Origin of the sequence: Tardiphaga sp. 42S5 (assembly GCF_034044155.1) — a bacterium.
Lineage (GTDB): Bacteria > Pseudomonadota > Alphaproteobacteria > Rhizobiales > Xanthobacteraceae > Tardiphaga > Tardiphaga robiniae.
In genome coordinates this window covers 2,340,879-2,355,085 of record NZ_CP139027.1, presented here as the reverse complement: position 1 = coordinate 2,355,085, position 14,207 = coordinate 2,340,879, and the positions used below count along the sequence as shown (strand labels likewise).

General features: G+C 57.8%; 18 protein-coding genes and 1 pseudogene. 8 read left to right on the top strand and 11 right to left on the bottom strand.

Features of this window, described 5'->3' with window-relative positions; translation table 11 throughout:
* The first annotated feature begins 193 nt into the window (after positions 1-193).
* On the top strand, positions 194-1,174 hold the full coding sequence (locus tag SFY93_RS11030; RefSeq protein WP_320447112.1) for an alpha/beta fold hydrolase: 981 nt from the start codon (positions 194-196) through the stop codon (positions 1,172-1,174).
* Positions 1,175-1,329: 155 nt separating this feature from the next.
* On the opposite strand, the gene SFY93_RS11025 is transcribed toward SFY93_RS11030, so the two are convergent.
* From SFY93_RS11025 to SFY93_RS11010, 4 genes and pseudogenes are all read right to left on the bottom strand, one after another.
* Positions 1,330-1,857, bottom strand: a complete 528-nt coding sequence (locus SFY93_RS11025; protein ID WP_320447111.1) for a hypothetical protein — start codon at positions 1,855-1,857, stop codon at positions 1,330-1,332.
* Between the two features lie 125 nt (positions 1,858-1,982).
* Positions 1,983-2,477 (bottom strand): annotated as a pseudogene (locus SFY93_RS11020) (DUF302 domain-containing protein).
* Between the two features lie 79 nt (positions 2,478-2,556).
* The gene (locus SFY93_RS11015; RefSeq protein WP_320447110.1) at positions 2,557-3,414 is read right to left on the bottom strand and encodes an alpha/beta fold hydrolase; all 858 of its coding nucleotides are present in this window, start codon (positions 3,412-3,414) and stop codon (positions 2,557-2,559) included.
* Between the two features lie 84 nt (positions 3,415-3,498).
* Entirely contained in the window at positions 3,499-4,269 is a 771-nt protein-coding gene (locus tag SFY93_RS11010; protein WP_320447109.1) for an alpha/beta hydrolase, read from the bottom strand.
* Positions 4,270-4,480: 211 nt separating this feature from the next.
* Here SFY93_RS11010 and SFY93_RS11005 point away from each other — a divergent pair, with 211 nt between their 5' ends.
* On the top strand, positions 4,481-5,446 hold the full coding sequence (locus SFY93_RS11005; protein ID WP_320447108.1) for an AraC family transcriptional regulator: 966 nt from the start codon (positions 4,481-4,483) through the stop codon (positions 5,444-5,446).
* Between the two features lie 375 nt (positions 5,447-5,821).
* On the opposite strand, the gene SFY93_RS11000 is transcribed toward SFY93_RS11005, so the two are convergent.
* Together SFY93_RS11000 and SFY93_RS10995 are read right to left on the bottom strand one after the other, a co-directional pair.
* Entirely contained in the window at positions 5,822-6,034 is a 213-nt protein-coding gene (locus SFY93_RS11000) for a hypothetical protein (RefSeq protein WP_320447107.1), read from the bottom strand.
* A 66-nt stretch (positions 6,035-6,100) separates the two neighbouring features.
* On the bottom strand, positions 6,101-6,364 hold the full coding sequence (locus SFY93_RS10995) for a hypothetical protein (protein ID WP_320447106.1): 264 nt from the start codon (positions 6,362-6,364) through the stop codon (positions 6,101-6,103).
* A gap of 24 nt (positions 6,365-6,388) precedes the next feature.
* Between SFY93_RS10995 and SFY93_RS10990 the strand changes: the two genes are divergently transcribed.
* The 3 genes from SFY93_RS10990 to SFY93_RS10980 are packed head-to-tail and all read left to right on the top strand — an operon-like array spanning position 6,389 to position 7,112.
* On the top strand, positions 6,389-6,568 hold the full coding sequence (locus tag SFY93_RS10990) for a hypothetical protein (RefSeq protein ID WP_320447105.1): 180 nt from the start codon (positions 6,389-6,391) through the stop codon (positions 6,566-6,568).
* Positions 6,565-6,906 carry a hypothetical protein gene (locus tag SFY93_RS10985; protein WP_320447104.1) on the top strand — a complete coding sequence of 114 codons (342 nt, stop codon included), beginning with the start codon at positions 6,565-6,567 and terminating at the stop codon, positions 6,904-6,906. Before SFY93_RS10990 ends, SFY93_RS10985 begins: the two co-directional genes overlap by 4 nt.
* On the top strand, positions 6,903-7,112 hold the full coding sequence (locus tag SFY93_RS10980) for a hypothetical protein (protein ID WP_320447103.1): 210 nt from the start codon (positions 6,903-6,905) through the stop codon (positions 7,110-7,112). Before SFY93_RS10985 ends, SFY93_RS10980 begins: the two co-directional genes overlap by 4 nt.
* Before the next feature lie 28 nt (positions 7,113-7,140).
* Here the strand turns inward: SFY93_RS10980 and SFY93_RS10975 are convergent, their stop codons facing one another.
* The 3 genes from SFY93_RS10975 to SFY93_RS10965 all read right to left on the bottom strand — a co-directional run bounded on the left by SFY93_RS10975 (position 7,141) and on the right by SFY93_RS10965 (position 10,990).
* Positions 7,141-7,329, bottom strand: coding sequence for a TenA/THI-4 family protein (locus SFY93_RS10975; RefSeq protein ID WP_320447102.1), 189 nt, complete (start codon positions 7,327-7,329; stop codon positions 7,141-7,143).
* A gap of 46 nt (positions 7,330-7,375) precedes the next feature.
* Complete coding sequence (locus SFY93_RS10970; protein WP_320447101.1) at positions 7,376-8,644, bottom strand: glycoside hydrolase family 130 protein; 1,269 nt, start codon at positions 8,642-8,644, stop codon at positions 7,376-7,378.
* A 69-nt stretch (positions 8,645-8,713) separates the two neighbouring features.
* A complete protein-coding gene (locus SFY93_RS10965; RefSeq protein WP_320447100.1) occupies positions 8,714-10,990 on the bottom strand; it encodes a glycosyltransferase family 4 protein in 2,277 nt (758 codons plus the stop codon).
* Positions 10,991-11,272: 282 nt separating this feature from the next.
* Here SFY93_RS10965 and SFY93_RS10960 point away from each other — a divergent pair, with 282 nt between their 5' ends.
* From SFY93_RS10960 to SFY93_RS10950, 3 genes are all read left to right on the top strand, one after another.
* On the top strand, positions 11,273-11,401 hold the full coding sequence (locus tag SFY93_RS10960) for a hypothetical protein (protein ID WP_320447099.1): 129 nt from the start codon (positions 11,273-11,275) through the stop codon (positions 11,399-11,401).
* 116 nt (positions 11,402-11,517) lie between these two features.
* Positions 11,518-11,709: a hypothetical protein gene (locus SFY93_RS10955; RefSeq protein WP_320447098.1), complete on the top strand. Its 192-nt coding sequence runs from the start codon at positions 11,518-11,520 to the stop codon at positions 11,707-11,709.
* 81 nt (positions 11,710-11,790) lie between these two features.
* Positions 11,791-12,021 carry a hypothetical protein gene (locus tag SFY93_RS10950; RefSeq protein ID WP_320447097.1) on the top strand — a complete coding sequence of 77 codons (231 nt, stop codon included), beginning with the start codon at positions 11,791-11,793 and terminating at the stop codon, positions 12,019-12,021.
* A 472-nt stretch (positions 12,022-12,493) separates the two neighbouring features.
* Here SFY93_RS10950 and SFY93_RS10945 read toward each other — a convergent pair whose 3' ends face one another.
* A complete protein-coding gene (locus SFY93_RS10945; RefSeq protein WP_320447096.1) occupies positions 12,494-13,645 on the bottom strand; it encodes a sensor histidine kinase in 1,152 nt (383 codons plus the stop codon).
* 358 nt (positions 13,646-14,003) lie between these two features.
* Positions 14,004-14,189, bottom strand: coding sequence for a hypothetical protein (locus tag SFY93_RS10940; RefSeq protein ID WP_170849737.1), 186 nt, complete (start codon positions 14,187-14,189; stop codon positions 14,004-14,006).
* Positions 14,190-14,207: the final 18 nt, after the last annotated feature.

Genomic DNA, 14,207 nt, shown 5'->3' with positions numbered 1-14,207 from the left:
AAATATGTCCCGCCGTATCACCGTTATCAAATCGCAATCCAGAAGTTGCACGCGGCATATGCAAATCCCTCAGATTGCTGCGCAGGAAATAATCAAATGAGTTCGAGGAACTTCGATTTCGGCAACTGTTCTAGCGAACGGGATCACTGAGATGGCCTCCAGAATCTGCTCAATGTTGCTTTTAGGAGCCGCCATGTTCACTGCGATGTTCACTCAGGTTGCTTCCGGGGAGACTTCAGACGAGGCCGTCTGGCACAATAAAATCCCGACCGCGTTGAGCGAGCCTGCCGTTGATATCGATAAGGATCCGAACCTTCTGCACAAGTATGCGGACAATGCGGGAACGAAAATCCACTACGTCACAATGGGATCCAATCAAAAGCCGCTGATGGTGTTCGTGCACGGATTTCCCGACTTCTGGTATTCCTGGCGAAATCAGATCCAGATATTTTCAGCAAACTATCAGGTGGTCGCTCTTGATCTGCGCGGGTACGATTTGAGCGATCGGCCAGAAGGCGTCGAGAACTACAAGTTTCCGGTTCTCCTTGATGACATCCGCGCCGTGATCAACGCAGAGAGAAACGGCCGCAAGGTCATCCTGATCGGGCACGACTGGGGCGCCGCTTTGTCATGGCTATTCACCGGGCAAAATCCGGATCTGGTCGAAAGACTTGTCGTCCTCAGCGTTCCTCATCCTGGCGCCATCACCAAGGAATTGCTCCCCTGGAATCATCCTATCGCGCAGACGAGGGCCAGCGCCTACGCCACACGGTTCTTCGCTCGAGGCAAGGGCGACAATCTGACTGCGGAAGATTTGGCATACTGGGTTGTAAATCCAGAGGTTAAGCGTCGTTATATTGAGGCTTTCGCAAAATCGTCCATCTTGTCCATAATGACCTATTACAAAGCCAACTACAGTCTCTCTCAGTTTGCGCTCAACCTCTTCGATCCGACCATGAAGAAAATCTACGGTGCCGTTATCAAATGCCCAGTCTTGCATGTGCACGGAATCGAGGAGAGCCATGCTTTGTTGAGCACTCTTGATCTTGAAAAATCATGGATGGAAAACCCCGATAATCTCACGGTCAAAATCGTGCCTCGAGTTGGCCACTTCATTCAGCATGAAGTACCGGACTATCTTAACGAGACGATTTCCTCCTGGTTAAAAGATTGAGGACATTAAGCCCGGTATCGCGGTGGTGGATGGTCGATGGCCCCTTATGGCGCAAAGCAGATGCTCAAGCTCTGGGATGTTTGCCGCAAATATCCGAAGGCTGGCTCCCAACCTGAACTCCTCGGCGAGATGTCGCTTAACAGGTGCCTGGGGCCCTAGCCCTTCGCAGCGGGCGTCGGCGGCACCGGCAGAATGATTTCGGACGCGACCTTCCAGTCCTTCCCGACGCGAAGCCAATTGATGATCATCAGAAACGGCCTTGCTGTCCCATCCTGTCCCGCATATGAGACCGTGATGTTCATCGGCACATAGGACTCTGCTACGTCGCGCGTTAGGCTGACAATCTTGAGCTTCGAATAATCTGGCTCGAGCACGACCGGACCGGAGCTACCGATGTCATGCAGCTTTTGATCAATAGCTTCGTTGCCCCAAAAGCCGGCCCAGTTCCCCTCGGACGGGATCGCGCTCTTCGCCACCAACAGGGTCGACGGCGATTGCCAAAACATCTCATGCAGAGCCTTGAAATCGTGGTTGTTGGCCAATTCCATGAGCCTGCCAAACTGCGATTTGATTGTGTTAAGGGTCGCGGCATCCAGCGGCTCAGCACTGGCGGCGGGAGCAGCCGTGATAGCCATTGTCGAAAGGGCCGTCGCGATGAGGAGGGCAAGACGTTTCTTGTACATGTCGGAATTCTCTTCCTGGTTTAATGGCCATTCGTCTCGCTCGCGTCACGAAGTTGCGTTCTCGCGTTGCGCGATTGCCGCTTTGAGACGCTCACTTCCACCGACCGAAACGTCATCGGGAAGTTTTAGTTTGCACATTCGCGCAGCAAGGTCGTGATTTTCGCATCGAGGTTGCGGGCGACGGCGAGTGCTTCTGCGCTGCCATATGGCAAGAGATAGCTCTCCATTCTGTCATAGGAGAGATGCACGCCATCGGAACGTTCATCAATGAGGATTGTAACCGGAGCGTAAGATCCAGCATCGGGTACGTATTTGACCATTTCTTTCATGATGAGTGGATTTCCCACCAAAAACCGCATGCTGTTAGGCATCTTTGAACCGGTTTCACGACGCAGAACCGCGCCCGAGTCGAATTCAGCGAAAAGCATAAAGCCCGTGCGGCCGAGCCCGCTTTACACAACGCGCTCCAACTCCGGGAAGGAATTTGCCGCCCTCGACGCATTGAAAAATTCGACTATGTCGGGCTGCCCGACAGCCGACTTGAGCGCGGCCACAACGGCATCGAATGGCTTTGAGCTCGTAAGGCTGAAACGTTCGACCTCGACTTTCTCTATTTTCATTTTATCCTCCGAAATAACTCTCATGGATAAAGTGCGTATGATCGCGTCGACCTCTCGCCAGCGATCATTCGGCCGCCGGTTACGCGTTCAGGAAAGTCCGGACGTGACTGACGAAGATCTCGTTGTGCTGAAACAGAGCGCCATGGCCTGAATCGGGATAGAGGACCAACTGGGCGTTGCTGAGTTCTTTGAACATTGCATAGGCATTGTTTGCTGGAAGCATGGTGTCGTGGCTACCGCTGACCACAAGAGTGGGCTGACGAATCGCGTGCAGAACGGCGTGCTCGGGATCAGGTGTGGCGCACCAGGTGATCAACGCCTTGGCCTGCGGATCGGTGACCGCGCTGCCGTTGTCGGTGTCCCTGTCGTCCTTGCGCACCTGCGTCCGCTTCAGGAACGCCAGGCCGGACGAGCGGCTGGCGGACGACGTCGTGAAGAACAGCGGCAGGCGGGGGTCGGGCGCATCGGTTTGGGAAAACGCCTCCTGGAGAACCGCTAGCAGGTGCTCCTCTCCGCCTTTGGGCGCGGTGCCGACGAGGATGAGCTTGCGGACCAGACGTCCGTGCTCGACAGCGATCTGCTGGGCGACGCATCCGCCGAGAGAAAAGCCCAGCAGGTCGACTTCGGAGATGCCAAGCGCGTTGATGAAGGCGACCGCGTCGCCTGCCATCGCCGCGACATTGTCGGGCGTCTGACCGGTCGAGCGACCGACTCCGGCGTTGTCGAAGACGATCACAGGGCGATCGGCGGCGAGGACGTTGACGACGGCGGGATCCCACGCATCGATGTTGCCCGAGAAATGCTGCAGAAGCACCAGCGGCGTTCCGGTCGATGGGCCGAGGCGGCGATAGGCGAAGCGGATTCCGCGCCCTTCGATGTAGCGGGTGGGTGCCGTTTCAAGCGTGGCGTCCTCGCTCGTGATGTCGAGTGCAGTCATGTCATCCTCCGGATGCTTGGCATGAAGTAATCAGGTGGGACCAGTGTAGCGCTCCCGGCACGCATGTGCCGGGGAGCGGTCTTGTCACTTCACCAGCGCGGCCTTTTCAATCACCGCCGCGACTTCCTTCGCATGAACAACGAGCGAAGCATGGCTGCCGGCGACTTCCGTCGTCTGAGCCTTCATCCTGCCGGCGAAAAACTTCTGGGCCTCGGGTGCGATCACCTTGTCCTTCGTGCTGATGACATAGAATGTCGGCTTGTCGCGCCAGGCTGTAATGTTGACGGGCGCCTCGAATGCAACGTGATTCAACGGAAGCTGCGAGTTAGCCAGGTGCGCGGCAATCTCCGGAGGAAGGTCGGCCGCAACGGCCGACGGAAATACCTTGGGATCGATGTAGAGGTTGCCCTTGTCGTCCGGATGAATCGCCGAACCACCTTCGGTCGCGGGACCGCTCTTGGCGAGGTCCGCCAGAGATTGCCCCACGTCGGGCGCGAAAGCGGAGACGTAGACGAGCGCAGAGATCTTGGGGTCGTTACCGGCTTCCGTGATGACCACGCCGCCCCAGGAATGGCCGACGAGAACGGTCTTGCCGTTCTGCTTCGCCAAGGCCTGTTTGGTGGCATCGACGTCAGCGGCAAGGGAGGTGAGCGGATTTTCGACGAGCGTGACGTTGTATCCCTTCTTGGTGAGGATGTCGGCAACAGGCTGCCAACTCGTCTGGTCGACGAAAGCGCCATGGACGAGCACGATGTTGTGAGCGGCCCCCTTGGGCAGTTCGGCCGACTGGGCGGAGGCGGCAAATGCCGCTCCGGCCAGGAGGACGGCGGCGGTTGAAAGCAGAAGATTTCGCATGAATGGCTCCTATTGGATGACGAACGACGCGAGGTCCGGGATGGCAGGCGATTCAGCAAAGTCGCGGATCATCCATCTGCCCTTCGGGAGATGGATGACTGCACGATGCGTCCGCGCGCTTCGGCAGGACCTAATATGAAGATGTTTCGGACGGTAGAGCCCAATCGTCCAAGTATTGCGTCGGATCGTCCGCGAGATTAGCATCGCCGCCATGGACATCCTCGCCGAAGTACTCGACCGCGTGCGCCTCGGGGGGACTTTGCTGTTCCACTTCGAGCTCGGCCATCCCTGGAATCTGGCGCTGCCACAACGCCCGTACGCCATGTTTCATTACATCAGTCGTGGCTCAGCGACCCTCGCGCTCGAACAGGGATCAGAACTCCGCATGAACGCCGGCGACTGTGTTGTCATCTCGCGGGGCGAGCCCCATGTGATTTATTCGGATCGCCGAACGACGCCATTTTCGGTTCTCGACTTCGATCGATCGGCCGCGGATCGTGGCGTCGTTCGTCACGGCGGCAACGCGCAGCCGCATGCGACGATGATCTGCGGCAAGTTCACCGTGGCGCGGCCCTCACGCGGCAGCGTGCTGGACTTACTCCCGCCCGTGCTTCTCCTGAAGCCCACGGAGGATGGCGCGTGGCTCGAGGCGATTCTGCGACGCATGGTGAGCGAGTCGGCGGCCGACCGCCCCGGCCAAGGCGTGGCGTTGTCACGACTAACAGAAGTGCTCTTCGTCGAGGTTCTGCGAAACTGGATCAAGTCGCTTGGTCCCGGAGAAGGCGGGTGGCTGGGCGCGATGGCGGACCCGCACATCGGACCGGCACTTCGGTTGATCCACGAACGACCGGATCGGCCCTGGACCCTCGATGACCTCGGGCAACGCGTGGGGCTAGGTCGCTCGGCGTTTTCGGCGCGCTTCACCAAGCTCGTCGGTCAGTCCATGTACAGTTATCTGATCGCGCGCCGGATGTCGGAGGCCGCATTCTTGCTTGAAACAAGCGACGAGGCGATCGCACGGATCGCGACCTCTGTCGGCTATGAGACCACTGCCGCGTTTTCGAAGCTCTTCCATCGACATCACGGCCTATCGCCTGGCCGGTACCGAGCAACGCGGCGCTCTGACGGCGACCGAAGGCAAGAGGACGTCGTCCTAGAAGCAGAAGTCACCGATTGATCCGCAAGCTCTACAACGAGGTTCGCACCGTGTTTAGCTTCGCTTACAGCGGGGCTACTATTTGGTTCATTGTATCGTCAGTCAATAAGACGTTGCGTCTGCGGACGTGCCTGCCCCAGGACAAGTCCACTAGCCAAAATGACATATCCATTTCGCGATACATGGCGGTCGCGGGATCGAATTGCTTATCGGCCTGATCCAGTTCGCCGGTAACGCGATAGATATTGCCGAGTCCATGTAGGCCGTGAGCTGCCAGCGGAGACATGCCAAGTTTTCCGGCGAGCGCAATCGCACGACGAAAGGCGGACTCTCGGCACCCCTTAACGTCCGACTCAAAGCACGAGGTCTGTATTTTTGCGACGACCCGCGTCGGGCCTACCCGACGCGCAAGCTATATTTCTTATCGACGATCGGTGGCGCTGCGATGAGCCGAACGGTCCATTTGGTCGCAGACGCATCCCTTACGATTGACTTGACCGATCCCGTGAGCGTCTGGCCATTGAGCTGAAGCGCACGCGGCAACCCATGGTACTGGGCCAGCCGAGCTCGCCTGGCTTCGACGAAGTCGGTGATTTCGATGACCTGCATATGTGCTCCAGATTGGATGCGGTACGCCAGACAAGGTCCGCAGCTAACAGAGGTAGCATTGCATGGTTAACGAAACATCGTGCCTGCAAGCAGCTCTGACGCCGGCGGCAACTCAACTGGCGGAACTGACATCCAGACTTTAGGGCCGCGAATGAGCGCCCTCGGTCCTTCATTGTCGCAAATCAGCCACTCGGTCTCGTCCCAGATAACAAGGCACGGGAATTCCTGAGGCAGCTTTTCCTTGTTGCCCCTTATCCAAGTCCCGCCGGCAACAATGATCCGCTCATCATTCTTCGGTGCGGTGCCGATCGGCTGCCAACCTTCGCTCATTCTGTAAATCCTTCGACAAAGTCCGTGCGGCTCAAGCGCGCGGTGCCTCAGTTAGAGGGAGAGACACCGGAGCGCCACCAGGAACTCGCGGTAAATGCGGCAGATATCCACGGCAATGGTGAAAATCATGCCTTTCGTGTGCTGAAATACGGCAGGCTCGCGAATTTGATTGACCGCGGCAGCGATGAGCGCTTGGTTGAATGATGCCTTTCAAGCTCATCCCGGACGTCAAGTCGAAGCAAAGAGATTGCTGGTTGATCCTCGAGTTTAGTGGAGAACCGATTTCCTTGTCGTTCGACGATGCGATCGAGTTCAAGATTCAGATCAACCACATTCAGGAAACGGCAAGACCGAATGATCGGAAGATTGTGAGCGAAGCCGCGAACTGGTCAGCCCAAGTCGTTCCGAATTCGGGCGGCTTCGGGATCGTCGTTGAACATTCGCCGACGTCGACAACCAAGCTTTGGCTGAGTGTGGATCAAGCGATTCGCTTTTCTGCGGAACTCCAGAAATTCATCGACATGGCCGGCAGCCGAAGTTGAAGGGATTTTGGCTGGGTCACGTCGAACTGGTGCTGGCTGGTGTGAAGTACGAAGCCCGGTATGAAATCGTGGATGAAATGATCCATCTTTCGGTCGTTGACAAGCTTATGGTGGTCGCAAAACAGCTGCCGGGAGCGACGTATGAAGAGAGTGCTCTCCACGCACTCGAGCAATTTGCTACCGGCAACACCGTTGCGCGGTACTGACGTCGAGACGCTGCTCGCGAGAATTGCGTCACTCGGCGGCGAATTTGCCCGCTTCGGTCGCTTCGTAGGCGATATCCGTCTTGTTCATGATGACGGGCGATAACCAGCCAAGATCGACAAGGCGCTGATACCTGGTGCGATCAATATTGCCGGCCGTGTACTTTGCGCCTCCATGCGAGACGATTTCGCGGATCAGTTCGAGGTCTTCGTGCTTCATGATTCTTGACTCTGAAATCGGAGGGAGTTCGTGCCATCGCAAGACATCAAGGCTCCATTGCCGCTAGCAGGCTTTTTATATCGATCGTTGCGATATTCGAGTAGCTGTCCGAGATCGCATAGGGAAAGATGATCTTGTCGCCATGGCGCATGGCACCGCATGTGTAGACCACATTCGGGACGTAGCCTTCGCGTTCGGATGGTGCAGGCCGGAGCAGAGGCTCGCGAAGGCGCCCTAATATCTTCGTCGGGTCGTTCTTGTCGAGAAGTGCTGCTCCGATCGAGTATTTTCGGACGGGACCAACCCCGTGTGTCAGCAGTAGCCATCCCTCATCCAGTTCGATGGGCGATCCACAATTCCCGATCTGCACGAATTCCCAGGGGGCGGCAGGCGTCAAGATCGCTGTGCCGCCATCCCATGTGTACAGATCGTTCGAATAGATCAAATAGAGGTTCTCGTTGTCCTGTCGCGCGATCATCGCGAACCGACTGTCGATCTTCCGGGGAAAGAGTGCCATTCCCTTGTTCTGGGCTGCGGTGCCGCGAAGGGCAGAGAAGCGAAACGAGACGAAGTCGGACGTCTCGATGATTTCCGATCGGATCGCACGACCGCTGTATGCGGTGTAGGTCGCGTAGTATGTATTTTTTTCGGCGTCGCTGAATTTGACGAAGCGCGCATCCTCGATGCCGTTCGATTGCGAGGCTGTGATCGGAAAGATGACCCGTTCGCTGATATCCTCACCGCCGTCGAATATGACGTCGATATCCTCCCCATTCGGACCAGAGCCAGGGCGGCGCACCATCGGGTTTGATGCGAGACGGGCCGTCGGATCGATGCTGACCGTGCCATCCTCTGCTATGAGGCCCGTCCGGAATGTCAGCGACGAAATATGGCCTTCACCGACCGCGCGCAGGCTGAGAATGAAGCGAAGAGCACCACTGGCCAATCCGGACTGATCCGGGTGGGGGACGATGCTGGGATTGAACAGTGCCGACGCCTCGAACGAATACTCGCTCAGGAAGTAAGCCCCGACGAGCTGGCGCTGGACCGCGGTGAACTGGGTGTGGTCCCGAAGCGCGTCCTCCATATCATCGGCGCGGGCTTCGAAGGTCTGAAGCAGATTGCGGTGACGGCCCAGAAAATTCTCCAACACATCCGCCAACTGCGCCTCTGCTGTCGGCGCGTCCAGCGCGAGAATCCGATCGACAATGTGATTGGCGCGGGTTTTGTCCGTCGGCCTGAGATCGCGCGGCTCCGTGGCGGGCTTGAAAGCGCGGACGATGACGCGTGATGCGTCCGGCCGGAGGTACAGCATCTGGCGATCAAGTAAGGGAGACTTGGGGGACAAGGGAATCTCGATCAGTGAAAAGGTAAAGCGATGTCGTCAGGCCACTCGTGGCGCTGACTTTGACTGGTCCTCGGCGATACGGGCCATATGCCGAATTTCGGAAAGCCCCAGCAGGTAGGAAACGACGGATTCCCCGCCCCGATTTTCATTGGCACGGTCGGGATGCAGCCCATCACGGCAGCTTCCAGTTTCCAGGTCCACGAGTGGAATCGACAGGTCGTTGCTTCCTAGAAACCAGGCGAATGCCTTAGCGGCTTCTGCCTTCCAATCGGCATCCGGGTCGGCACGCCATGCCGCGAGGGAAGCCGCGATCGTCGCGGCGGCCTCGACCGGCTGTTGGTCGAAATTGCGGGGTTGCCGTCGGACGTCGTGAAATCCTTCGGTTCCGACCGGCCTGAATTGCCCGCTGGCCGAGGTCTGCTGTGCCAGCAGCCAGCGCAGGCTTCTCAGCCCGGCGTCCAGGTAATCCTGTCTCCGCAATGCTGTCCCGGTGATGATGAGGGCCTGGGAGAGCCTTGCATTATCATAGGAAAGCCCTTCCTCGAACCACACCCAATCGGCGGTCCCGGCCTTCTGGAAAAGGGCAAGAAGCTTGTCAGCGAGCAACGCCCGGATTCTGTCGGCTCGGTCATCGTCGGCGACGGCCGCGCAGTACGCATCCAGTCCCAGAAGCGTGAATGCCCAGGCACGCGGGGAAAGAAATTCTTCGACTGCCGGCAGCGCTTCGGAGAACAACGATGCGGCCCAGGCGCGCCGAGACCTGTTGGCGTCTGAAAGGACGCAAACGCCAAGGGCCCAGAGCGTACGGCCGTGGCTATCCTCGGATCCGCTGTCTTCCAACCAGCCGCGATCGAAGGCCATGAAGTTCCGAAATCGACGCGTCTGCGGGTTCCAGGCATGTTGGACGAACGCGGCGAAACGCGATGTCAGCACCTCCGGCAGGCGCAACTCGCCCGGAGTGTTCAACGCGCATGCCAGCAGCAGGGCCCGGGCATTGTCGTCGATGCAGTAGCCGTGCGAGCGGTCAGGCACTGAATGGACCGCATGCTGGAATAGCCCGGTGTCGTCGCACATCGACAGAAAATGACCAACCTGCATTTCCGGCGGCGCACGACTGTCACGCAGCAGCGTGGTCGTGTCCGACTTTGCGATGGTCCTGAGCCTGTGGCGGCGACCAGCATTCTCGAAGACCGAAATATATCGTTCGGCGGTGCGCTCCCACGTCATCGAGCGGCTGCTGGCATAGGCGCGCTTGCGCATTGCCTGGCGCAGGGGCGCATTCGTCAAAATCTTCTCGATCTCGAAGCCGATCGCATCCGCATCTGAAAACGGGACGATAATGCCCCGGCCGTCTGCAAGAAGTTCACGTGCATGCCAGTAGGGCGTCGAGACCACGGCCTTTCCCAGCCCGAAACTGTAGGCCAGAGTGCCTGACGTCATCTGGACTTCATTCAGGTATGGCGTGACGTAGACATCGCACATGGAGATGAAATCGAGCAGTGTTTCCTGGTCGACGAAGCGATCGAGGAATTCAACGTGATCGGCGACGCCTATGTCGCGGGCCCTTGCAATGAGGCTCTCGCGGTAGGCCTCCCCCTCATCCCGCACCAGATTCGGATGGGTGGCACCAAGTACGACATAGACCGCATTGGGGCAGGCATTCAGAATGGAAGGCATCGCATCGATCATGAATTCGATGCCTTTGTTGGGCGACAGTAGTCCGAACGTCAGAATGACGGACTTGTCGGCGAAGCCCAGTTTATTCTTGGCGTTGTCTGGCTCGACGAATGCGAAGTCGGGTATTCCGTGGGGAATAACCTCGATCTTCTCTTCGGCGATCTGATAGACGGTCCGCAGCAGCTCCCTGCCCTTTTCCGCCATGACCACAACCTTCGAGGACAACTCGATGATCCTGGTGAAGACGTCCCTTTGAGGCGTACTTGGCTCTGCAAGAACCGTATGGAGGGTCGTCACGATCGGCATTTTGAGCAGCGAGAGCAGCGGGATGATGTCGCGCCCCGCTTCACCGCCGAAAATGCCGAATTCATGCTGCAGTGACACGACGTCGAAGCGGCCTGCATTGAGGAACTCGGCGGCGCGGATGTAATCATTGATCAGGCCATCATTGATCTGAATTCCGACGCTCGTCGGGTAGTCATAGACGTGACCATGATCGGTCATCGCCACAATGACCGTTTTGGAATCCGCGCGCGAAGCTGCGACTGCGCTCTGCAAGTCGGTGGTGAAGGTCGCAATTCCGCATCGGCGTGGGAGCGAGTTTCCAATAAATGCGATACGGTTGAACACCGTCAATCTGCAGCCTCGTCATGTAATGGGACAGATGCCGAAACGACGAAATGCGCGACGCGGCATAGGCCGTGGAACTTAACGCGATTCCGTTCGGATCATTGAATTAAGGCACGGCCAAGCGCAGCCGGTAATGCATGCGCTCAAGCGTGCGCCCTTTATCTGGGAATAGCCATCATTATCTTTGACGGGGGCGCGATGTGCAGCAGCAGCGAACAGGCTGATATAATAAAACCCTTCGTCAGGCCGCGGTGTGCTACTATTCTTGTTCACACACGGGAGCACTAAATGGCCAAAGGCAATCGCGAGACCAAGAAGCCTAAGAAGGTTGCGGTAAAGACGATTGCTGCTGCTGAAAGCATGAAGGGCGGTGGCCCGAAGGTAATGCCGACGCTCGGTGCCGCCAAGAAGAAGTAGCAGGAGCATATTGCGAGATACTCGCTGCTTTCAGTGCAGCGACTTCGCATTGTCCCGACGACGTTCGGTAATCGCAAAATCGCGAGATGAAAAGTCTCGAGGATCAAGGGAACTCGATGTCCAACAAAGCTGCGATTCGAGACGCCTACGGCATTCCGGCCATTTTTGCAGGATCCAAGACCGGTCAGGAGGACGCGCCCTTCGTTTTCATCAATGTCGGTGGCGAGGAACGTCGAATGAGAGCCGCCGAATGGGACGCTCTACCAGCCTGGCTGGGAGATCGTCCGGCCTGGGCGATGAAGAGTTAATCTGATCAAGGCGCTTGCAGCGCTGAGTTTCCGAAACAGATTTGAATCGCTTGGACGCTTCTGAGCAGAGATGGACGATGCGTGATAGCAATCTCTAAACCGAACCCGATCGATGGTATTCATCAGCGAGTGGCGTTCGACATCCGTTACGGAACACGACGCATCTCATGCTCGCTCACCACCAGTTTCCAGACCAAAGAACTGGCGAAGCGGTACTTTCACGCCAACAGGCCGCTGATCGAGCAAATGGCGCGCAATCAGGTGGAGCAACGTGGCGCTCTCAACGGCGAGGTCAATCTTGAAATCGCATGACGATCAGGACGCGTCTTGAAAACGCTCCTTTCCCGACATGACCTCGAACACGCAGCGCTTCTGCAGATCCGCAGTTGTTACGGGTGCGCAGACGTGACGTCCGTTCTCGTCGATGAAATCGCCGACCCTCGTTTTGAAACAAACTGGACAATTCTATCGATTAATCGGGCAAGCGATATTCATCTGCGGCTTACGGCAGAGTTGCATACCGTGCGGGCAATTGATGGAACGCAACAGAGACTGCGTAAGCTCTACAATCTTCGGACTGACTTCTGAACGTTCGTACGTACGTCATCGAACTTGCGTGCAAGGCTCGGCGCAAAGCGAACGGTCGCTTTTGAGGGCGTTTCCGTCCTCCAGGGAGTAGGCGCGTTCATACTTGAGCGTGATTTATCAAACCAACGATCAGATCGCATGCTGTCGCGTGAAAGCGCCTGGTCATTCTCGCGATCCAGCGAGACGTCCAACGCGGCTATTTGTTCAGCGAGTCGACTGGTATATCCAGCGTGTAAGTAAATCCCGAGGGCGGATATCCCAGGCGCACGGCACCGCTGAGTTGCTGTCCCAACGATTCCATCATGCGTGTGCCAAAGCTGCGACGGCTGGGCGGATTGACGAGCGGGCCGCCGGTCTCGATCCAGCTTAGAGACAGTTTTTCCGATGCCTGGTCGATCTTCCATTCGATCTTCACGAAACCGCCCGGATCCGACAGAGCTCCGAACTTGGTGGCGTTGGTGCAGAGTTCGTTCAGCGTCATCGCCAGGGCGATCACCGCGCCGGAACCGAGCTCAATTTCGGGCCCCGAGATGGAGAAGCGGCCCACTCCCTTGTTGTCGTATGGCTCAGTGGCATTGCGAATGATCATCGCAAGGCCAGCCCCCGCCCAGCTGACCTGCATTAGCAGGTCATGCGCTCGACCGAGAGCAAGAAGCCGCCCCTCGATGGCCCGCTGCGCATGCTGCACGCTGGTGGCGGTCCGCAGGCTTTGCGACGCGATCGCACTCACGGTTGCGAGGGTGTTCTTGATGCGGTGGTGCAATTCGCCCAACACAAGCTTTTGCAACTTGTCAGCCGCCTCGCGCTCCTTGGCGTCGATACCCGCCTGCGCGAGCAGGAGCTTGGCATCTATCCCGGCTTGCTCGAGTAACAGTCGTAGACTGTCGTTCTCGGCCACCAGATTTTCCTCGACAATCGACTGGCCGGCCCGCGTCGGATGAGCCGGGCCAGCCTCCCCGGAGACGATCTTGAGGGCGTCTGTGCCGATCATGTCCTGCATTTCGGCGATCATCTGCTCGCTGTCGATGGGTTTGCTGAAGAAGCGGCTGTCTTTCGGTTTCTCGTCCATCGACGGATTTATCTGACCGGAGACGAGAATGATCTTGATGTCGGGCCATCGCTCATGAACCGCATGAGCCAGTTTCAATCCATCGATGCTACCGGGCATCTGGATGTCCGACAATAGCAACGAGATGTCGGATCGCGCTTCAAGCACGCTGATGGCCTGATCTGCATTGGTCGCTTCGATAGCCGTGAAGCCCGCGTCCTCGACGATGTCGACGGCGCGCATGCGCAGCACCATCTCGTCTTCGACGACAAGTACGTTGGTTCTGTCCTGGGTTGGCACCAAAGCTGCTCCGGTCAGGCGGGAGCATTACCGGGCCCTCAGTCACCGAGCGCCTGTTCGTAGGGCGGTGATCTCCAGAGATTACTGGTTTCGGTATCTGCTGTCGATCTAATCCGCAGCTGCAGCGTCAGGCGACTACTATCGGCTGGCACAGCGTTGCCGGGAGCATATCAAGGATGCGCTACCGCGCTTGCCACGGCGGCATTGAGCAAAAAGTCGCCACCGTCCGGTAACGCGGAGCGCATTACGCTGCGCTAATCCGCCCCATGCACGCCACCGCTAGACTTCACGACACGTTCGATGTGCTAGGCCAGCTTCCGGACGGCACTGCGCGCATTCGCAAGGCGGCATCGCAACCTCAGCTCTGATGCGGGCCTTGCATGATCTTCATGGCATCCTTCACGTGGCGCCACTCGTTGGCTTCTTCCACCTGACCCTTTTGCTCGCATGTCAGTGCATTCTGAGCGGCATGAGCGATGGCTACGGCGCCGTGCCGATCAAGCATCTGCCGGGCGATGGTGTGGACTTGAGTTTCGGACATCATTTGCTTTCTCCTGACTTT